This window comes from Corynebacterium senegalense (assembly GCF_900411315.1).
GTDB classification, from domain to species: domain Bacteria; phylum Actinomycetota; class Actinomycetes; order Mycobacteriales; family Mycobacteriaceae; genus Corynebacterium; species Corynebacterium senegalense.
On record NZ_LS990887.1, the window covers coordinates 352,880 to 373,061 of the forward strand.

A 20,182-nucleotide genomic window follows, 5' to 3' on the forward strand; every position below is an offset into this window, starting at 1 on the left:
CCTACAGCCGGCTACTCCGATTTCTTCGAGCGCCCCATGAGATTGGTGATGCTGTCCGGCACCGACTGGCCCTCGTGGCACACGGCGTAGACCGTGTGGGTGATCGGCATGTCCACCCCGTGGCGCTGCGCCATCTCGGAGATGCTCTGCGAGGAGATCACGCCCTCGGCGACCTGGCCCCGGGTCGCCTTCTTCGCCTCCTCGACGCTCTTGCCCTCGCCGAGGGCGGCGCCGAAGGTGCGGTTGCGCGACAGGGGCGAGGAGCACGTGGCCACGAGGTCTCCCATGCCGGCCAGGCCGGCGAACGTGCGCGGGTCCGCGCCGAGCTCGTTGCCGAGGCGCGTGATCTCGGCCAGCCCGCGGGTGATCAGCGAGGCCTGGGTGTTCTCCCCCAGCCCCAGGCCGGCGGCCATGCCGCACGCCAGCGCGATGACGTTCTTGCAGGCGCCGCCGATCTCGCAGCCGACGACGTCCGTGTTGGTGTAGGGCCGCAGGTAGCCCGTCGCGCAGGCCGCCTGCACCAGCTTCGCCCGGTTGAGGTCCGCACAGGCGATGACGGTCGCGGCGGGCTGCTCCAGCGCCACCTCGCGCGCCAGGTTCGGCCCGGTGAGCACCGCGATGCGCTCTTCGCCCGCGCCGGTGAGCTCGGCGATGATCTCGCTCATCCGCATGTAGGTGCCCGACTCGATGCCCTTGGAGATGGACAGCAGGGTGGCGTCGGCGGGCAGCAGCGGGGCCCAGGCGGTGAGGTTGTCGCGCATCGTCTGGCTGGGCACCGCGAACACCGCGATGGCGGCCCCGCTCAGCGCCTCGGCTGGGTCGGTGGTGGCGGAGATCCCCGCGGGCAGCTCAATGCCCGGCAGGTAGTCGGGGTTTTCGCGGGTTGTCGATATCGCCTCCGCGAGCTCGGGGCGGCGCGCCCAGAGGGTCACCGCGTTGCCGGCGTCCGCGAACACCTTCGCCAGCGTCGTGCCCCACGAACCGGCACCCATCACCGCGACGTTGACCATCGGTCAGCTCCTCCATCCTGCTGTGAGATCCGGCTCCCCAGCCCGCGACGGGGCGTGGTGAAGCTGCGCAAAACAAAACAAGCTTAGAACAGTTCGCGCCCCCGCTCGAAGTGAGTCACAATGTTTTCATGGCGAAGGACACCGGAACCGGAACACAGCACGGCAAGGACGACATCGAAAAGCCCCAGCGGCCCAGGAAGTCCGGCCTGCACGAGCAGGACAAGGACGACCAGGGCGAGATGTTCCTCACCGGCCGCCACCAGCAGATCCCCCGCCGCCCCGAGAAGGAATTCGCCCGGACCACCCTCGCCGCGGGCGCGGTCCTGTGGCGCGGAGCGCTGCCCGGCGAGGGCAGCGTCGAGGGGATCGAGGTGGCCTGCATCCACCGCCCCCACTACGACGACTGGTCCCTCGCGAAGGGCAAGCTCGACCCGGGCGAGTCGCTGGTGACCACCGCGGTGCGCGAGATCTGGGAGGAGACGGGCTACCGCGTCCGCCTGGGCAAGCTGCTGGGCAAGACGATCTACCCGGTCAAGAACACCACCAAGGTGGTCTACTACTGGACGGGTGAGGTCACCGGCGGCGAGTTCGTGCCCAACGACGAGGTGGACGAGATCCGCTGGCTGCCGCTCGACGAGGCGAAGGAGCTCATGACCTACGACCTCGACCGCCAGGTGCTGGAGAAGGCGGAGAAGCGCTTCCGCCTGCCCGCCGACGCCCGCATCCTCTACGTCCGGCACGGCCGCGCCCACGAGCGCGAGAAGTGGTCCGGCGACGACAACCTGCGCCCCCTGGACAAGAAGGGCAGGCGCCAGTCCGAGATGCTCGTCCCGCTGCTCGCCCCCTTCGAGCCGGAGCGCATCTTCTCCGCCCTGCCGGACCGCTGCCAGAACACCGTCGCCCCGCTGGCCGACGAGCTCGGCCTCGACGTCGCCGTCGACGTCCGTTTCGGCGACGCTGGGTGGGCGCAGAGCCAGGTCGAGGCGCAGAAGGCGTTCACGGACGTCGTCGCCCAGGGCGGCACGAGCGTCATCTGCGGCCAGGGCACCGTCATGCCCCAGATGATCGCGTGGCTCGCCGCCCGGGGTCGCCTGCCCATCGACGACGAGATCAACGTGAAGAAGGGCAGCGTGTGGGTGCTGTCCTTCCGGGAGGGCGAGCTCACCGGGGCCGACTATATCCCCTCCGCGCTTCCGGTTCAGTAGGGCGCGCGGCGGGGCGTCGACAAGCTAGACGCTCGGCTTGAACGCGGGGCGGCGGGCCTCGAAGTCCTCGATCGCGCCCTCGTCGCGCAGCGTGAGCCCGATGTCGTCGAGACCCTCCATGAGGCGCCAGCGCGTGTAGTCGTCGACGTCGAAGGTGTAGGTCGACTCCCCCACGGTGACCGTGCGGTCCTCCAGCGAGACCGTGACCTCCTGGCCCGGGTGCTGCTCGAGCTGCTTCCAGATCAGCTCGATGTCGGACTCGCTCATCAGGCCGGCGAGCAGCCCCGCCTTGCCCGCGTTGCCGCGGAAGATGTCGGCGAAGCGCGGGCTGAACACGGCGCGGAAGCCGTAGTCGCCCAGCGCCCAGACCGCGTGCTCGCGCGAGGAACCGGTGCCGAAGTCGGTGCCCGCGAAGAGCACGGAGCCGTCGCGGTAGGCGTCCTGGTTGAGCACGAAGTCGGGTTCGCTGTCGCGCCAGTTGGAAAACAGGCCGTCCTCGAAGCCCGTGCGGGAGACGCGCTTGAGGTAGCGGGCGGGGATGATCTGGTCGGTGTCGACGTTGGAGCGGGTCAGGGGAACCCCGACGCCGGTGTGCGTGGTGAACTTCTCCATGGTGGGGCTCCTTTACAGGTCTGCGGGGCTGGCCAGGTGGCCGGCGACGGCGGTGGCGGCGGCGACGAGCGGGGACACGAGGTGCGTGCGCCCGCCCGGGCCCTGGCGGCCCTCGAAGTTGCGGTTCGAGGTGGACGCGGAGCGCTCCCCCGGCGCCAGCTGGTCCGGGTTCATGCCCAGGCACATCGAGCAGCCCGCGGTGCGCCACTCGGCGCCGAAGTCGGTGAAGACCTTGTCCAGGCCCTCTTCCTCCGCCTGCTGCTTGACCATCGTGGACGAGGGCACGACCATCATGCGGGTGCCCGGGGCGATGGTGCGCCCCTTGAGCACGTCGGCGGCGGCGCGCAGGTCCTCGATGCGCGCGTTCGTGCAGGAGCCGAGGAAGACGGTGTCGATCTTGATCTCGCGCAGCGGGGTGCCCGGGGTCAGGTCCATGTAGCGCAGCGCCGTCTCGGCGGCGCGCTTGGCGGACTCGTCGCCGAAGGACTCCGGGTCCGGGACGGACTCGGCCAGCGGCAGGCCCTGGCCGGGGTTGGTTCCCCAGGTGACAAACGGGGTCAGGGCGTCGCCGTCGATCTCGACGACCGTGTCGAACTCGGCGCCCTCGTCGGTGGGCAGGGTCTTCCAGTAGGCGACGGCCTCGTCCCAGTCCCGGCCCTTCGGGGCGTACTCGCGGCCCTCGACGTAGTCGAAGGTCTTCTGGTCGGGCGCGACCATGCCGGCGCGGGCGCCGGCCTCGATGGACATGTTGCAGATGGTCATGCGCGCCTCCATCGACAGCTTCTCGATGGCCTCGCCGCGGTACTCGATGATGTGGCCCTGCCCGCCGTTGGTGCCGATCTTGGCGATGATGGCGAGGATGAGGTCCTTCGCGGTCACACCTTCGCGCAGCTCGCCGGAGACCTCGATGGCCATCGTCTTGAAGGGTTTGAGCGAGAGCGTCTGGGTAGCCATGACGTGCTCGACCTCGGAGGTGCCGATGCCCATGGCGATCGAGCCGAAGGCGCCGTGGGTGGAGGTGTGGGAGTCACCGCAGACGATCGTCATGCCGGGCTGGGTGATGCCCAGCTGGGGCCCGACGGTGTGGACGATGCCCTGCTTGACGTCGCCCATGGAATGCAGCTTCACCCCGAACTCCGCGCAGTTCTTGCGCAGCGTCTCCACCTGGGTGCGCGAGGTCGGCTCCGCGATCTCCAGGAGGTTGCCCGAGGAGATGCCGATGGTGGGCACGTTGTGGTCCTCGGTGGCCAGGTGCAGCTCGGGGTGGCGGATAGTGCGCCCGGACATGCGCAGCCCGTCGAAGGCCTGCGGGGAGGTGACCTCGTGGAGGAGCTGGAAGTCGATGTAGATGAGATCGGGGTTGCCGTTCTCACCGGGCGTGACCACGTGGTCGCGCCACACCTTCTCAGCGAGCGTCAGGGGCTTGTCAGCCATCGCGTTCCTCCTCACGTTACCCCGCACATTCCCATGATGCGGGATGGTAGAATCCATTTCGTGAGACAGTATAGCGAAGATTCCGGGATTAAAGTCCTCGATCGCGCAATTGCGATCGTGCGCGCCGTCGCGGCCGGCGACAAGACCCTCGCGGCGCTCAGCGCCGACACCGGCCTACCCCGGGCGACCACCCACCGCATCGCCACGGCCCTCGAGACACACCATATCCTCTCCCGCACCCCCGCCGGGGAGTGGACCGTGGGCACGGCCCTGGCCAGCTACGCCACCCAGACGCCGCCGCAGCTTCTCTCCGCCGCGGAGCCGATCATGCGCGACCTCGTCGCGGCGACGGGCGAGTCCGTGCAGCTCTACCAGCTCACCGGCGACACCCGCACGTGCATCGCGGCCGAGGAACCGGCCAGCGGCCTGACGTACACGGTGCCCGTCGGCTCGCAGCTCTCCCTCTCCGCCGGCTCGGCCGCGCGCGTCTACGCCGCATTCGGGCTTATCGACGCCCACCCCTTCCCCGCCGAAGAGCTCGAGGCGGTCCGCGACAGCGGCCTCGCCGAGTCCGTCGCCGAGCGCGAGGTCGGCCTGGCCAGCGTCTCGGCCCCCATCACGGACGCCGACGGCGCGGTGGTGGCGGTGCTGTCCATCTCCGGGCCCGTCGAGCGGCTCAGCCCGAGCCCGGCCGCGAAGTGGGGCGCCCAGCTCGGCGAAGCCGCCGCCGCGCTGAGATCGGCGCTCTAAACCGGCCGGTCGATCGCGTCGAGCTCGCCGCCCGGCCACACCACGTTCTTGGCCAGGGGGATCTGGTGCGAGGCGGACTCCAGGATGTGCATGAAGTAGCCCGCCGTGTTCGGGATCGCGACGATGTCCCCCGCCGCCACGCCGCGGGGGAAGCGCACCTTGCGGCGCAGGATGAGCTCGTCCTCGATGCAGTAGGCGCCGACGAGGAAGGCCTCCAGCTCCGCCGAGGGCGCGCTGCGCTGGATAAGCAGCGGGTCGACGAGGTAGTCGTCTGAGGTGGTGCGGCACTGGGTGCGGTTCATGTGCAGGCCGACCAGCGGCACGCCGTCGCTGCGCTCCTTGACGAAGGCGACCTGGGCCAGGATGAGCCCGCAGCCGTCGAGAAGCGAGCGCCCCGGCTCGAGGTGGAGCCGCAAGCCGCGGGAGGTGAGCGCGTCGCCGAGACCGTCGGCGAGAACCTCGCGCAACCACTCCCCGCGCGTCGGGTGCTGCCAGTAGGGGTAGGTGGTGCGCAGCGGGTCCGCCTTCCACGTGAAGGGCTCGCCGTAGCCCTCGCGCTGCGTGGCGATGGCCTCGCTCCAGGCGCGCCACTGCTCCTCGCTGTCCAGGTAGCTCATCGGCACCCCGCCGCCGAGGTCGATGAACTGCGGCGAGTGCCCCGCGTGGCGCAGCGCGTCGGTCAGGCCGATCGCCTCGGCCAGCGCGGCGCGCCGGTCCGCGGCCGCGTAACCGTGCAGGTGGACGTGGACGCCGACCACGCGAACGTTGTCCACCGGCTGGTCGAGGTGCTCGGCCCAGGCAGCGAAGCGCTCCCCGAAGCGGGTCGGCGGCATCATCTCCGGGTCCGGGGCCAGGCGCGGCGCCACCAGCGCGGGCGCGCCGGATGCCAGCGCGGCGATCCGGTCGTACTCGTCCCGGCTGTCGGCGGAGATGACCACGCCGCCCTCGACGGCGAGCCGCAGCAGCGCGTCGGTCTTCACCGCCGCCGAGAGGATGATGCGCTCGCCGGGCACGCCACAGGCGAGCACCTGACGCAGCTCGTTCTCGCTGGCCACGTCGACACCGTGGCCGGCGTCACGGACGGTGTCCACGAAGGTCAGAGCCTTGTTCGCCTTGCGGGCGTAGAAGACCCTGAGGTCGACGCCCTCGCCCGCCGCGGCATCGACGAGCTCCTCGACGTTGCGCAGCATGGGCGCGGCGTCGAGGATGTTGACGGGGCTGGAGTAGGCGTCGAGAAGCCCCTGGGCCATGCGAGCGTCGCCCACCAGCTCCCGGGCCCAGGGCTCCAGGCGGGCCTCGAGGGGCGGCAGGCCGTGCACTCGCTCCGGGTCGGCCAGCGCGGCGCGGGTTACGCGACGCGCCCACGCGGGGATGACCTCGTGCTCGCCTCGGCGCAGCGTGTCGTGCCCGAGGATCCACCCCTCGCTCACCCTGCCGGCGGCGGCGATGTGGCGCTGGCCCGCGAGGGTGCCGTCGCGTTCGACCACGAGCGAGCCGGTCTCCGGGTGCTCCCTGCCGACGCCCCGGCGCACCAGCTCCGCCTCGAGCGTGCTCTCGACGAGTCCGGGCGGGGCGTTGACGGCGTCGATGACGGCGGTGGCGCCGACCTCACCGGCAAGCTGCGCCAGGTCCTCGTCTCCTCGCCCGAGCAGGTCCGTGCGGATGCGCCCGGAGTCGATGAGGGCGAGCACCTCCCTCGCCGTAGCGGCCGGCGGACCGAAGGCGACGCGCTCGAGGGTGCGGGTGAGCCGGCCGAAGCGCTCGCCGCCGAGGGAGTCGCGGCCGCCGAAGGAGGAGCGCTCGATCACCGCGTCGTAGGCGGCGCGGAAGGCGTAGCCCACCGCCGCCGCGGGCGTCCAGGCGCGCTCGCCGAGTGCGACCCCGAGGGAGGCGCGCAGGTCCTCGACGGGGTCCGCGCCGTCCTCGCCGTCCAGCACCGCGCGAACGCCCGCCTCGTCCGGGCCGGCCCCGGCCACGGCGAGGACCTCGCCGGAGAACTCGACGAGCGCCTCGTACACGTCTCCGAAACCCTCCGCAGTGCGGATGTGCTCCCGCGCGAGCGTCAGCGCCGGGCCGAGCTGGGCCGCGGCGTCGTCGGGCAGGTAGGCCTTGACATCCATGAACCGCCCGCCCCGGGTCAGCGGGTAGAACACCGCGGCCCGGGCGTGGCGCACGACGTCGATGAAGGTCAAGGCGGCACCCCTGACTATCGCGGTGTCCTCCTCGGTCACCGCGTCCAGGTCGCCGGGGGCGAAGGCGCTGAGGACCTTGCCCACGCCCTCGACGCCGCCGTGGGTCAGGGCGCCGGGCCAGTCGCGGGCGTGGCCGGTGGTGAGCAGGGCTTCGTCGTAAAGCGTGCCCTCGACCTCGACCCCCTCCCCGGCGGGGGTGAGCTCGCACACCCGCGCGTCCACGAAGCGCAGCGAGCACGACCGGGGGACGTGCGCTGCGAGCGCGGCCCACGAGGCGGCGAGGAAGCGGCCGACCTCGCGGCGCGGCGGGAAGGTGTCGCCCGCCCCGCGCCACTCGTTGAACGTCCCGAGGTGCGTCTCCACGACCTCCGAGGGGACGTTGAGCAGCCACTGGGAGGGCAGACCCGGCTGGTAGGCGCCCGGCCCACTCGCGCCGCTGACGGGGCCATCGTTGTAGACGTCCAGCTCGATCGCCGCGCCGCGCTCGCGCGCCCTGGCCATGAGTTCCTCCGCGGCCCACAGCCCGCGCGGGCCGGCCCCGATGATCGCTACCCTCATCAGTTCACGTTCCTTTCCACCCATTCGTCGTTGTAGATCGTATCCAGGTACGCGCGGCCGTCGTCGTGGAAGACCGCCACGATCTCCGCGCCCTCGTTCTCGCGCGCGAGCTTCTCGACGCCCACGCACACCGCCCCGCCGGAGGCGCCGGGCAAAAAGCCCGTCGCCCGGGCGCAGCGTCGCGCCGCTGCCACCGCGTCGCGCGCGTTGACCCGGATCACCTCGTCGGGCACGGTCTCACGCGACAGCTCGGTGACAACGCCTGCCCCGTAGCCGGGGAGGATACGCTCGCCCCGGGCGCCGCCGAAGAGGACGGAGCCCTCCGCGTCGACGGCGACGGCGCGGGTGGGCAGCCCGTTCTCGCGGATGTGGCGGACACACCCGCCGATGGTGCCGGTGGTGCTCACGGCGACGACGAGGATGTCGGGCGCGTGGCCGAGTTGCTCGACGATCTCGCGCATCGTCCCCTCGCTGTGGGCGCGGAAGGCCGCGCGGTTGGAGTATTGGTCGAGGTTGAGGCCGCCGAGCTCGTCGATGAGACGCCCCACCAGCGCGCGTCGCGCGGTCAGCCAGTCCCCCGTCTCCGGGTCGGGCTCCTCGACCGGGTGGATGTGCGCGCCGAGGGCGCGCATGTGGGCGAGCGTGGCCTGGTTGGTGCGCGGGTCGACAACGCAGTGGAACTCCCACCCGCCGACGGCCGCCTCGCGGGCCAGGGCCACGCCCAGGTTTCCGGAGCTCGACTCCACCACGACGCTGCCCGGGCCGAGCACGCCGCGCTCGTGGGCGTCGGCGACGAGGGCGCGGGCGGTGCGGTCCTTGGCGCTGCCGCCGGGGTTGAAGGACTCGAGTTTGGCCCAGACCCGGGCGTTCCCGCCGCCGAGCTCGGGAAGGGGGACGAGGGGCGTGCCGCCGACGGCGGCGAGCAGGCCCGGGGACGATTCAGAACGCATGAACGCCAGCTTATGCGTTTCGGGCCCGGCGGGGCCGCCGCGGGGCGTTTCCCTAACGCGCCATTCGAGGGTACGCTCGCCACGTGAGAAAAAGCGGGCAGATTCTTGGACGGGACATTGGTCGCCTGCTGCGCGTTCCCCGGGCCTTCATCATCATCGTCGGCGTGCTGATCACCCCCGCGCTCTACGCGTGGTTCAACATCAACGCCTTCTGGGACCCCTACGCCCAGACCCAAAACATCCGCATCGCGGTGGTCAACAACGACCGTGGCGCCTCCGCCGAGCGCGTCGGCGAGGTTGACGTCGGCGACCAGATCACCGAGCAGCTCAAGGGCAACGACAAGATCGGGTGGGTGTTCCTCCCCGAGGACGAGGCCCGCGACGGGCTCATGCGCGGCGACTACTACGCCATGTTCCTCATCCCGCCCGAATTCAGCGAGGACCTGCTGAGCCTGGTGAGCGGCACCTACACGCAGCCGGTGCTGGAGTACTACGTCAACGAGAAGAGCAACGGCGTCACCCCCTCGATCACCGACGCGGGCGCCTCCGCTGTCGACGCAGCCGTGTCCGAGGCCTTCAAGAAGAAGGTCGGCGAGGCTGCGGCGACCGAGCTGCGTAACACGGGCTACACCCTCCGCGACGGCGCCGAGGAGGCCCGCGGCAAGACCTCCGGGAGCTTCGCCCAGGTCGCCGCCGACCTCGACGCCGCCCAGGGGCGGGTGGCCACGATGAACCAGAGCATCAGCGGGGCGCGCCCGGTCGTCGCCGAGCTGAACACCCTCGTCGGCTCCGTCGACGACACCCTCGGGTCCGTGGACTCCTCCCTCGGGGAGGTCGAAGGGATCATCGCCGAGCTACAGAAGTCCTCCGCCGGGTTCAGCGCGGACACCTCCACCGCGCTCGTCGAGTCCACCAACGCGCTCAGCCTCGGCGCCGCCTCCGCCAACGCCTCCATCGCGGGGGCGACGGACCAGCTCGGCACCGCCCAGGGGCGGGTGCGCTCCGCCGTCGGCGAGGTCGACGGCGTGGTCAAGCAGGGCGAGTCTGCCGTCGCGCAGCTGCGCGCCCTGTCGGCCGGGGCGGCCCTGTCGCCCGAGGTCCGCGCTCAGCTCGACGCCGCGGCCGGCGCGCTGGAGGAGCGCACCGCCGCCTCCCGCACCGTCCTCGACGGCCTGAACGACGTGGACCGCAGCACGGGCGCTGCGTTGGCGTCGATAGGCGAGCTCGGCGACTCCCTCGAGGCCGCGACCGCCGACTCCAACGCCGCAGCGCGCGCCGCAAGCACGCAGCTCGGCGAGTCCGTGCCCGCGATCAACGCTTCGCTCGCCCAGGCCTCCGGCAGCGTTGCCTCCGTGCGCGGCGCGCTGAGCAGCCAGCGTGCCCTGCGTGAGGAGACAACCTCCCTGCTCGCCGGGGTGGACAACCAGCTCGCGGCCAGCCTCGGCATCCTCGACGAGGTCTCGGGCAATCTCGGCACGCTTGCCGACGGCGCCCGCTCCGCCCAGGCCGACATCAACGCTCTCCTGGCCACCTCCGATTCGGAGACCCTCAACACGGTGACGAACCTCAACTCGGCGAAGATCGGCGAGTATATCTCCTCACCCGTGACCGTCGAGCAGCAGGCCGTCTTCCCCACCGAGAACTACGGCAGCTCCATGGCCTCCTTCTTCACCAACCTGGCCCTGTGGATCGGCGCGTTCGTGCTGACGATCATCTTCCGCGTCGAGGTCGACACCGAGGGCTTCCGCCGCCTCACCGTCGGCCAAGCCTACCTCGGCCGCTTCCTCCTCTTCGCCACGCTCTCGGTGCTCCAGGCCGTCGTGGTGACGCTCGGCAACGTGGCCTTCGGGGTGCAGATGCAGTCCGTCACGGCCTTCCTCGCCACCGCAATCGCCATCGGGGTCGCCTACACGGGGATCATCTACTCCATCGTCTCCGCGCTCGGCCACATTGGCCGCGGCATCGCCGTCTTCCTCGTCGTCATCCAGATCCCGGGCGCGTCGGGCCTCTACCCCATCGAGCTCATGCCCGGCTTCTTCCGCCGCATCTACCCCTTCCTCCCCTTCCGCTACGGCATCGACGCGATGCGCGAGACCATCGCCGGGTTCTACGGCCATCACTACCTCCGCTTTTTGGCGACGCTTCTCGCCATGTCCGCCGCGGCCTTCGCCCTGGGGTGGCTGTTCCGACTCACCTCCTCGCACGCCAACCTCCTGTTCAACCGCCAGCTCGCGCGCACGAACCTGATCACCAACGAGAAGGTGGAGGTCATGGGCTCGCCCTACCGCGCGTCCGACATCATGGCCGCCCTGTCGGACCGGGATGAGTTCCGCGGGGGCGTCGAGAAGCGGGCGCGGATGCTGCGGGAGAACTACCGCACCCTCATCTTCGGCGGGATCGGCGCGGGCGTTGTCGGCATCGCCATCATCACCCTGCTCACCATGCTCCTGCCCACCGACAAGACGATCATGCTGGCCATCGTCGTCGCCTGGTCGCTGCTGGTCATCCTCTACCTCGGCGCGGTGGAGTACCTCACGCAGAGCCTCGTCGACGCCGAACAGGTCTCGCGCCTCGGCGAGGCCGAGCTGCGCGACGCCGTGATCCACCGCCACGACTCCGCCGGCACCAGCGTCACCATCGGGCCCGCGGACGCCGAAAGCGAGGACACCAAGTGAGAACCGTCTTCTCCATCGCCTACAACGACCTGCGCCGGCTCTACACCAACGTCATGGCGGGCATCGTCATGGTCGGCCTCATCGCCATCCCCTGCCTCTTCGCCTGGTTCAACGTGCTGGCCACGTGGAACCCCTTCGCCAACACGGAGCGCCTCGAGGTGGCGGTGGCCAACACCGACCGCGGCCACACGAGCGACCTCACCCCGCTGGCCGTCAACGTCGGCGACATGGTGCTCTCCCAGCTCTACCGCGACGACTCGATGGACTGGGTCATCACCGACGCCGACGACGCCATCGAGGGCGCGAAGTCCGGCGAGTACTACGCCGCCATCGTCCTGCCGCCCACGCTGAGCGACGACATGTTCACCTTCTACGCCGGAAACGCCGAACCCAGCCGCATCGACCTCTACGTCAACGAGAAGAAGAACCCCATCTCCCCGCTGCTCATCTCCAACGGCACGCAGGGCGTCAGCGCCCAGATCAGCGCGTCGTTCACCAGGGCCCTCGCCGAGGTGTCCTTCGGGTTGATCGAGACGGCCTCGGACTTCTTCAACGAGGCGGAGACCAAGCAGGCACTCGACTCCATCGAGACGCGCACCGCCAGCGCCCGCGACCAGCTGCTCTCCAGCGCCAGCACCGTGGATGCGCTCGCCTCGCTCACCGAGTCGAGCGTGCCGCTCGTCGACAGCGCCGAGCGGATCTCCGGGGCGCTGGGCGACTCCCTCGGGCAGGTCCGCCCCGTCGACCTCGGGGCCGCCGGGGCGGGCATCGGCGGAGACGGCGCGGCGCTTGCGGCGGCGCTGGGGGCGACGTCGGAAAGCTTTGCCGCCGTAAGCGACCGCGTCGACCAGCTGCTGGCGGACTCTTCCGCCACCTCCCAGGCCACCGCCGCGAGCCTGACGGACATCGCCGCGCGCATCGATGTCCAGGTGAAGCAGTACACGGCCCTGCGCGACACCATCAACGGCCAAGTAGCCCCCGCGCTTCCCCCCGACGCCCAGCCGGGGGTGCGCGCGGTGGTCGGCGACCTCAACGACGCCATCGCCCGCCAGACGGCCGTGCGCGACCGACTCAACGACGCCGCCGCGCGCCTCACCGCCGGGCAGGGCAGCCGGGACGGGAAGAACGCGGACCGGCAGGAGATCAAGGACTCGATCGCCCGGGCCCGCGAGGCGATGGACTCGGCCAAGAATTCCTACGACACCGGGATCCGCCCGCGCCTCGAGGCGCTGTCGGGCTCGCTGGACAACGTCCGGGCGAACGTCGACAAGGCCCGCTCGGACATGGACGGCGTCTCCTCTGCCCTGGCCAACCGGCCCGGCTCGCTGCGCGACACCCTCGCAGCCTCCGGCGCGGACCTGCGCGACACGGCGGAATCTCTGCGCTCCAACGCGGCGAGGATGCAGGATGCGCAGCAGTCGATCGCGCAGGCGCGCTCGAGCGGGGACCTGACGAGGCTTGCCGACCTCGTCTCCAGCCACCCGGAGGAGCTCGCCGACGCCCTCGTCGACCCCGTCGAGGTGGAGCGCAAGGAGGTCTTCCCCCGCGTCAGCTTCGGCGCCGGCATGGCCCCGCTCTACACGGTGCTCGCCCTGTGGGTGGGCGCCCTGCTGACGTCGGTGGCCGTGCGCACGGACGACCGCTCCATCGAACAGAACGTGGTCGATCCCGGCCGCCTCACCGCGGGCCAGAAGTACTTCGGCCGCTACCTGACGTTCGTGACCACCGGCCTGGCCCAATCCACGCTCCTCATGGCGGGGCTCATCCTCTACGTGGGCATCGAGCCCGCACACCCCTTCCTCCTCTTCGTGGCGGGGTGGGTTTCGAGCCTGGTCTTCCACCTGATCTGCTACACGCTGGTGCTCTCCCTGAGCAACGCCGGCAAGGCCGTGGGCGTGCTCATCCTGGTGCTCCAGGTCTCGGCGGCGGGCGGCGCCTACCCGCTGCAGCTGCTGCCGGGCTGGGCGCAGGCGATCAGCCCCTGGCTGCCCGCGACCTACTCGATCCGCGCTATGCGCGCCGCGGTCTTCGGCACCTACGGCTGGGACTTCTGGCGAGCCCTCGGCATCCTCGTCCTCTTCGCGCTGCCCTTCCTCTTCCTCGGCCTCTGGTTGCGCCACCGGCTGCACCACGCGATCGGCCGCATGGACGAGGCTGTTGCGCAGACCAAGGTGATGATGACCTAGCCGCGCCTACAGGTCGATGGTGCCGCGCACGCGGGCGGTGACCTTACCGCCCACCCAGATGTCGCGGCCGTCGTCGGTGATCTCGACGCGCCCCGCGCGCCCGACGTGCCGCCCCTGGTCCGCCACGTAGCTCTCCGGCGCCAGCGAGCGGGCGCGCAGCCACTGGGCGAGGGCGCCGTTGAGGCTTCCGGTGACCGGGTCCTCGCGGTCGGTGGTGAACGCGCGCACCTCGCACCACGGCTCGGCCCCGCCCGTGAGCGCCACGAAGCCGACCTTGTCCCCTCCTCTCGAAAACTCGAGGGAGCGGAGCTTGTCGACGTCCCCCAGCTGCACCACCTTCCACCCCGGCCCGTTGTCGGCCCACGCGGCGTCGACCACGTCCGAGCGCCCGAGGCCGAAGCGGCGCAGCACCCCGTCGAGTTCCCCGGGGCTCAGCGCCCCGCTGCGGCGCAGCGGCGGGGTGGCGAAGGCGAACCCGGCCTCCCCCGCGCGGACGGGGACGAGCCCGGCGCCGCACTCCTGCACGACCACGCCCTCGCGGGCGGGGGTCCCGCCGAGCTCCAGCCACGCCGCCGCCGTGCCGAGGGTGGGGTGGCCAGCGAAGTCGAACTCCTCGGAGGCGGTGAAGATGCGCACGCGGTAGTCGGCACCCGGGCCGGTCGGCGGGAGGAGGAAGGTCGTCTCCGAGTAGTTCAGCCACGCCGCCACGCGCTGCATCGCGACGGTGTCCGCCCCGTCCGCCCCCGCGATCACGGCGAGGGGGTTGCCCGTGAACAGGCCGGTGGAAAACACGTCGAGTTCGAGGATGTCGCATCGCACCCCACACATCGTAAGCGCGGGGGTAGGCGCGGGGTCTACTGCATGATCGCGCCGCCGCTGGCGCCCTGCAGGCGGTCCGCGGAGATGTAGTAGACCTCCATGGTTCCGTTGAGCATGCGCATGCACTCGGAGATGGCGTCCGGGGTCCCGAGGCCCACCTTTTGCAGCTCTGCGGCGAGCTGGCCCGGGGCCATGTCGGCCCGGATGTTGAGGGGCACCGGCGAGGCCACCCCCGCGATCTCGGGGGTGACGTTCTTTGAGGCGACGATGATGTGGAGGTTGCCGGTGAGCGTGGTGATCTGACCGGACCCGGAGCGCAGCCAGTGGTCGGCGATCCCCGCCTTGGCCGCGGGGAACTGGACGCGGAGGTTGTCCAGGTCGACGCGGTCGGCGTCGATGCGGATCGCCCGGCGCGGCCCGAGGGCGGTGTCGAGTGTGACGACGCTGAGTTTGATGTTGCCCGTCAGCTGCGTCGAGTCCGCCTGGACGATGAAGGGGGTGCCGCCCGGCGTGCCCATCCCCGCGATGGGCACGGGCGGGTCGAGGCTCAGGCCTGGGATCTGCGGCGGCTCGGGCGGCTCCGGCACCAGCGCGTTGCCCAGCGACGGCGAGCAGCGAGCCCAGCATGAACCCGCCGAAGTTGGAGGTCGGCACGGCCACGACGCCGAGGATGAGGGCGGTGAGCCCGGTGAGGATCCGCCCCGCACGCTGGAACCACGCCATCAGGCCGCTGGCGATGAGCAGAACCCCGATGAGCAGGGTGGGCACACCGGACATCGTGGAGATTTGGACCTGCAGGTTGGACACCTCGAACGAGAGGTACGCGGGCGTGAGGATCACAGTGCCGCCGAGGATCATGAACAGCCCCGCGCTGAAGGGGCGGGCGGCGGCCCACTCGCGGAAGCGGCGGCGCCGGGGGGGGGCCGCCCGCCCGCCGCGTGGTGGGCGCGGGCGGGGTCCTTCTCCACCCCCTCGCCGCCGCGGGGGGGGGAGACGTTGACCCCGCCGGTGATGATCATCTCCTTGATGCGGGCGACGAGCCTGATGAAGCCGTCCTCCTCCATCGCCGCCATGTCGCCGGTGCGGAACCAGCCGTCGTAAAAGGCCTTCNGCCGGGTGGGGGCCGGGGCGGCCGGGTGGGCGTCGACAAGCGCTCCGAGCTCCCTGGTCTCGGGCGCGGTGCTGGCGTGGCTGCTCATCGTTAGCACTGGCCCCCGTCCCCGTCCTCGATGGTGATGGTGCCGCCGTTCGCGTTGAGCTTGTCGGCGGCGATCGACGTGGCCCGGATGTCCTGCTGGATGGCGTTGAGGTTGGTGGCGTTGATGCCGAAGGAGCCGGGGATCGCGTCCTCGGACAGCTGGGTGGCGGCGACGCCGATCTGCACGTTGTCTATGGACAGGGAGCCGGCGAGGCTCTCCGCACCGATGACGCGGTTGTGCGCCGTCGTGCCGGTGCCGGGCACCATCATCTGAAACTTCTTCTCCCCCAAGCCCCGGCAGGTTGATGGGCGCAGACATGCACAGGTCGGTGGTCGTGGCGTCGGTGAAGTGGAGGCGCGAGACGGCGACGTCCTTGTCCGCCATCGCCTGCTTGTCGATGAAGAGGGTGAAGCCGGTTCCCTCGATGCTGCCGACGTGCTGGGTGAAGATCACGTTCGACAGGGCGAGCCGGGCGCTCAGCCCCGACTGCGCCATGACCGTCGTCTCCGCTCCGAGCAGGAGGAGCCCGGCACCGAGCACCGCCGCGAACCGTGCTTTCCTGGTGTGTCCCATTGCGATGACCCGCACTTTCTTGGGCGTGAAAAATTGCTAGCTACACAATGCGCACTCGTAGCGACGTTGTGAAGTGGGCCACGTTTGTGTGAGGACAAACAGGCGTACAGTGGCCCAAGTCAGCGATGACCACGACCAAGGAGTGCAGCATGACTTCGACCACACAATGGGTCCTCGCCTCCCGCCCGGAAGGCACCCCCACCAGGGACAACTTCCGACTCGAGACGGCCGATCTCCCCGAGCTTTCCGACGGCCAGATACTCGTCGACAACACCTTCGCCAGCGTCGACCCCTACATGCGCGGGCGCATGAACGACGTGAAGTCCTACATCCCGCCGTTCCAGATCGACGAGCCGCTCACCGGCACCGCCATCGGCACCGTCGCCGAGTCCCGGTCGGAGAAGTTCAAGGTGGGCGACACGGTCCGCCACTTCGCCGGGTGGCGCACCCGCGCCGTGCTCGGCGAGGACGAAGCGGAGCACATCGACACCGACGCGGCGCCCGCCGAGGCCTACCTGGGCATCCTGGGCCTGACCGGCCTGACCGCCTACGCGGGGCTGACCGCCGTGGGCGAGATGAAGGAGGGCGACGTCGTGTTCATCTCGGGCGCGGCGGGCGCGGTCGGCTCGGCCGCCGGGCAGATCGCCAAGCAGCTGGGCGCGGCGAAGGTCATCGGCTCGGCCGGTTCGGCCGAGAAGATCGACTACGTCACGGGGCTCGGCTTCGACGAGGCCTTCAACTACAAGGACGGCGACGTGTCCGGCCAGCTGGCCAAGGCGGCTCCCGAGGGCATCGACTTCTACTTCGACAACGTCGGGGCCGACCACCTCGAGGCCGCCATCGACAACGCCAACACCTTCGCGCGCATCGCCATGTGCGGCGCGATCGCCCAGTACAACGACACCGAGCCCGCGCCGGGCCCGAGCAACCTGGGCCTGTCCATCGGCAAGTGCCTCACCCTGCGCGGCTTCGTGGTGGGCAAGTACTCGCACCTCGCCGGCGAGTTCCAGGAGAAGATCGCCCCGCTCGTGCTCGACGGCTCGATCACCTACGAGACCACGGTGCGCGAGGGCATCGACAACATGCCGGACGCATTCCTCGAGCTCTTCGAGGGCAGCAACACCGGCAAGATGATCGTCGCACTTCAGGAGGAAGAGTAAATGACCAAGGTACTCATGATCGTCTCCGCGTCCGACCACTGGACGCTTAACGACGGCACACAGCACCCCACCGGCTTCTGGGCCGAGGAGCTGGTGACCCCCTACACCGTCTTCACCGACGCGGGCTGGGACGTGGACGTGGCCACCCCGGGCGGGCGCGCCCCGACCGTGGACAAGGTCAGCCTCGGCGACGGGGCGGGCGACGCGGACACCCTCGCCCGCGTCAGCGCGAAGCTCGACGAGCTGCAGCCCGTCCTGTCCCAGCCCCTCGTTCTCGAGGACGTCGACGACTCCGCCTACGACCTCGTGTTCTACCCCGGCGGGCACGGCCCGATGGAGGACCTCGCCGTGGACGAGACCTCCGGGCGCATCCTCGCCCGGCGCGTGCAGGACGACACCCCTGTCGCCCTCCTCTGCCACGCCCCGGCCGCCGTCCTCGCCGCCGAGAACGAGACCGGCGGTTCCCCCTTCGCCGGGCGGAAGATGACCGGCTTCTCCAACGACGAGGAGCGCGCGAGCGGCCTCGCGGAGAAGGCGAAGTGGCTGCTCGAGGACAGGCTCGTGGAGCTGGGCGTGGACTACGAGAAGGCGCAGGAGCCGTATGCGCCCCACGTCACGGTCGACGGCGCGCTCTACACCGGGCAGAACCCCTCGTCCTCGCAGGATCTCGCTGAGCGCCTCGTGGCGGACCTTTCCCGCTGACGGGCGTTACAGAAACCCCCGAAGCCGACGCGGCTTCGGGGGTTTTCGTGTCGGTGCGAGCTACTTCGCGGCCTGGATCAGGCCGTATTCATGCAGCAGCTCGCCGATCTCGCTGTCCTCGAGCTTGTCGAAGAAGTGCTTGCGCATGAAGTGACCGGCCCGGTGGTCCGGCGACGTGGCGAGGGGTTCTCCGTCACGGAGCTGGACGGTGGCGTCGAGAAGCGTGCGCACGTCGAAGGTGGAGTTGAACACCTCAGGCACACCGCGCTCGATGTCCATGAGCGTGTAGACGGCCTCCATCGGGGTCCGCACGGAGTACTCGGTGGTGAAGATGCAGTCGCGCTGCGCCGACTCGGCGAACTGGCCGATGAAGGCGAAGTTCTTCGCGCCCTCCGGCACCACGTCAGGGCGGTCGCCCGCGGCGCGCGGCATGAAGAAGGCCGTGACGTAGGGCATCATTACCGGGACGGCCTTGGCGCCGGTGGCGGCGAGCTCGTCGATCTCCTCGACGGGCACGCCCAGGTGGTAGAGCCACTCGCGCGTGATCTCCTCGCCGGTGGACTCCTCGATGGTCTTGCCCGTGTAGTCGCCGGGCGTGTCCGAGTACAGGGCGTAGACCCAGACGACGATCTGGTCCTTCGGCTGGTTCTTGAAGTGCGGCTGGCGGTTGACCGTCCAGGACAGCAGCCAGCTGGAGTCGCTGGCGGTCACGATGCCGCCGGTGACCACCTTGCCGGAGAAGGGGTCGCGCTTGGCGATCTTCTCGATGTAGCGGGGGATGCGCTCGTCGAGCGTCGTCACGGTGCAGGACTCCCACTTCGTCTCGGGGATGTGCGAGCCGAAGACGTCCGGGTGGCCGAAGGACTCGTCCTTCGCCGCGATCCTGCGCCACAGGTCCCACGCCGGGGCCGGCCCCTCCTTGAGCGCGGCCGGGCGGTGGTGGTTGCCGTTGTCCGAGTTCTCCACCAGCGAGCCGATGGTGAGGAAGGCGAGGTCGTTGTCCTCCAGGGCGACGCCGCCCTCCTGACCGTCCTTGACCCAGTGGATGTAGGTGGCGTGCTTCTCACCGTTTTCGATGCGGAAGTCGACGTCGGTGACGCGCACCCCGTACTCGAACTTCACCCCGTGGTCCTGCAGGTACTTCGTCAGCGGGAGGACGAGGGACTCGTACTGGTTGTACTTGGTGAACTTGAGCGCCGAGAAGTCCGGCAGGCCGCCGAGGTGGTGGATGAAGCGGTGCACGTAGAGCTTCATCTCGAGCGCGGAGTGCCACTCCTCGAAGGCGAACATCGTGCGCCAGTAGAGCCAGAAGTTCGAGTCGAGGAAGTCCTCGCCGAACCACTCGTTGATGCGCACGTTCTCCACCTCCTCGCGGGTGGCGAGGAAGAGCTTGATCAGCTCTTTCTGGGCCTTCTTGCTCAGGGTAAACTTGCCGTCGGTGTGGCCGTCCTCGCCGCGGTTCCGGGTGGCGCGCTGCAGCGAGTAGTTCGGGTCGTCCTTGTTCAACCAGTAGAACTCATCGAGGACGCTCGCACCCTCGATTTCCAGGGAGGGCACCGAGCGGAACAGGTCCCACAGGCACTCGAAGTGGTTCTCCATCTCGCGCCCGCCGCGGATGACGAAGCCGTCCTCCGGCTCCTTGATCCCGTCAAGGGCGCCGCCGGCGATGTCGTCCTGCTCGAGGATGTGGATGTTTTCCCCCGGGACCTGCGCGTCGCGCACGAGGAACGCGGCCGCGGACAGCCCTGCCAGGCCCGATCCCAGGATCCAGGCGGTCTTCTCCTCCGCCCCGGCGGGCTTGCGGGGGCGGGCGAAAGCTTCGTAGTTGCCGTTTGTGTAGCGCATGTCGGTACTCCTTCCGATGGCGTGGTTGCTACAGAGACAACGCTAGAACTGCGGAAACGGGCCACACCACCGGAACTGGTAGAAACTACTCTCATATGGGGGTGGCGCGGAACCGCCCGACGGCGCTCGGCGGGGCTAAATATTTTTTGCGCCTAACGCGCCGCCACCTGCGGAATCCCACGCAGCGAACACTCCCAATGTTCGTGATCCACATCACATCGAGTAATTTTTGGGCGCGGGCCACTTATGTCCGCCAGATGAGAGCTAAGCGCGGGTGGGGCGTCGACAAGCGTGCACCCCCTTTTGTAGGTA

General features: G+C 70.0%; 16 protein-coding genes and 1 pseudogene. 7 read left to right on the forward strand and 10 right to left on the reverse strand.

All coding sequences use genetic code 11. The annotated features are described in order from the left end of the window. Positions 1–11: 11 nt before the first annotated feature. Entirely contained in the window at positions 12–1,010 is a 999-nt protein-coding gene (locus DYZ02_RS01730) for an NAD(P)H-dependent glycerol-3-phosphate dehydrogenase (protein WP_115684723.1), read from the reverse strand. 239 nt (positions 1,011–1,249) lie between these two features. On the opposite strand from DYZ02_RS01730, the gene DYZ02_RS01735 reads away from it, so the two are divergent. Next, positions 1,250–2,215 (forward strand): NUDIX hydrolase, encoded by a 966-nt coding sequence (locus tag DYZ02_RS01735; RefSeq protein WP_245945819.1) that lies wholly within the window; start codon positions 1,250–1,252, stop codon positions 2,213–2,215. A gap of 24 nt (positions 2,216–2,239) precedes the next feature. On the opposite strand, the gene leuD is transcribed toward DYZ02_RS01735, so the two are convergent. After that, complete coding sequence (leuD, locus tag DYZ02_RS01740; protein WP_115684725.1) at positions 2,240–2,827, reverse strand: 3-isopropylmalate dehydratase small subunit; 588 nt, start codon at positions 2,825–2,827, stop codon at positions 2,240–2,242. A 12-nt stretch (positions 2,828–2,839) separates the two neighbouring features. Next, on the reverse strand, positions 2,840–4,261 hold the full coding sequence (gene leuC / locus DYZ02_RS01745; RefSeq protein WP_115684726.1) for a 3-isopropylmalate dehydratase large subunit: 1,422 nt from the start codon (positions 4,259–4,261) through the stop codon (positions 2,840–2,842). Between the two features lie 36 nt (positions 4,262–4,297). Between leuC and DYZ02_RS01750 the strand changes: the two genes are divergently transcribed. Continuing rightward, complete coding sequence (locus DYZ02_RS01750; RefSeq protein WP_115686322.1) at positions 4,298–5,011, forward strand: IclR family transcriptional regulator; 714 nt, start codon at positions 4,298–4,300, stop codon at positions 5,009–5,011. Here the strand turns inward: DYZ02_RS01750 and DYZ02_RS01755 are convergent. Together DYZ02_RS01755 and DYZ02_RS01760 are read right to left on the reverse strand one after the other, a co-directional pair. Further along, positions 5,008–7,761 carry an FAD/NAD(P)-binding protein gene (locus tag DYZ02_RS01755; protein WP_115684727.1) on the reverse strand — a complete coding sequence of 918 codons (2,754 nt, stop codon included), beginning with the start codon at positions 7,759–7,761 and terminating at the stop codon, positions 5,008–5,010. The two genes, DYZ02_RS01750 and DYZ02_RS01755, sit on opposite strands and share 4 nt — an antisense overlap. Further along, a complete protein-coding gene (locus DYZ02_RS01760) occupies positions 7,761–8,711 on the reverse strand; it encodes a pyridoxal-phosphate dependent enzyme (RefSeq protein ID WP_115684728.1) in 951 nt (316 codons plus the stop codon). The genes DYZ02_RS01755 and DYZ02_RS01760 overlap by 1 nt, the downstream gene beginning before the upstream one ends. 83 nt (positions 8,712–8,794) lie before the next feature. Here DYZ02_RS01760 and DYZ02_RS01765 point away from each other — a divergent pair, with 83 nt between their 5' ends. Continuing rightward, positions 8,795–11,386 carry a YhgE/Pip domain-containing protein gene (locus tag DYZ02_RS01765; protein ID WP_115684729.1) on the forward strand — a complete coding sequence of 864 codons (2,592 nt, stop codon included), beginning with the start codon at positions 8,795–8,797 and terminating at the stop codon, positions 11,384–11,386. Then, positions 11,383–13,572, forward strand: a complete 2,190-nt coding sequence (locus DYZ02_RS01770; RefSeq protein WP_115684730.1) for a YhgE/Pip domain-containing protein — start codon at positions 11,383–11,385, stop codon at positions 13,570–13,572. The genes DYZ02_RS01765 and DYZ02_RS01770 overlap by 4 nt, the downstream gene beginning before the upstream one ends. A gap of 6 nt (positions 13,573–13,578) precedes the next feature. On the opposite strand, the gene DYZ02_RS01775 is transcribed toward DYZ02_RS01770, so the two are convergent. From DYZ02_RS01775 to DYZ02_RS11480, 4 genes and pseudogenes are all read right to left on the reverse strand, one after another. Then, the gene (locus DYZ02_RS01775) at positions 13,579–14,400 is read right to left on the reverse strand and encodes a PhzF family phenazine biosynthesis protein (protein ID WP_115684731.1); all 822 of its coding nucleotides are present in this window, start codon (positions 14,398–14,400) and stop codon (positions 13,579–13,581) included. A 26-nt stretch (positions 14,401–14,426) separates the two neighbouring features. Further along, positions 14,427–14,978, reverse strand: a complete 552-nt coding sequence (locus tag DYZ02_RS01780) for a hypothetical protein (protein ID WP_115684732.1) — start codon at positions 14,976–14,978, stop codon at positions 14,427–14,429. Positions 14,979–15,045: 67 nt separating this feature from the next. Next, a pseudogene (locus DYZ02_RS11700) lies at positions 15,046–15,249 on the reverse strand (DUF6114 domain-containing protein); the annotation flags it as partial. Positions 15,250–15,592: 343 nt separating this feature from the next. Further along, positions 15,593–15,880 (reverse strand): DUF6230 family protein, encoded by a 288-nt coding sequence (locus DYZ02_RS11480; protein WP_245945524.1) that lies wholly within the window; start codon positions 15,878–15,880, stop codon positions 15,593–15,595. Positions 15,881–15,906: 26 nt separating this feature from the next. On the opposite strand from DYZ02_RS11480, the gene DYZ02_RS11485 reads away from it, so the two are divergent. From DYZ02_RS11485 to DYZ02_RS01800, 3 genes are all read left to right on the forward strand, one after another. After that, positions 15,907–16,203: a hypothetical protein gene (locus DYZ02_RS11485; protein ID WP_245945526.1), complete on the forward strand. Its 297-nt coding sequence runs from the start codon at positions 15,907–15,909 to the stop codon at positions 16,201–16,203. Between the two features lie 109 nt (positions 16,204–16,312). Further along, entirely contained in the window at positions 16,313–17,323 is a 1,011-nt protein-coding gene (locus DYZ02_RS01795) for an NADP-dependent oxidoreductase (RefSeq protein WP_115684733.1), read from the forward strand. Continuing rightward, the gene (locus DYZ02_RS01800) at positions 17,324–18,025 is read left to right on the forward strand and encodes a type 1 glutamine amidotransferase domain-containing protein (RefSeq protein ID WP_115684734.1); all 702 of its coding nucleotides are present in this window, start codon (positions 17,324–17,326) and stop codon (positions 18,023–18,025) included. Between the two features lie 60 nt (positions 18,026–18,085). On the opposite strand, the gene DYZ02_RS01805 is transcribed toward DYZ02_RS01800, so the two are convergent. Then, positions 18,086–19,870 (reverse strand): oleate hydratase, encoded by a 1,785-nt coding sequence (locus tag DYZ02_RS01805; protein WP_115684735.1) that lies wholly within the window; start codon positions 19,868–19,870, stop codon positions 18,086–18,088. Positions 19,871–20,182: the final 312 nt, after the last annotated feature.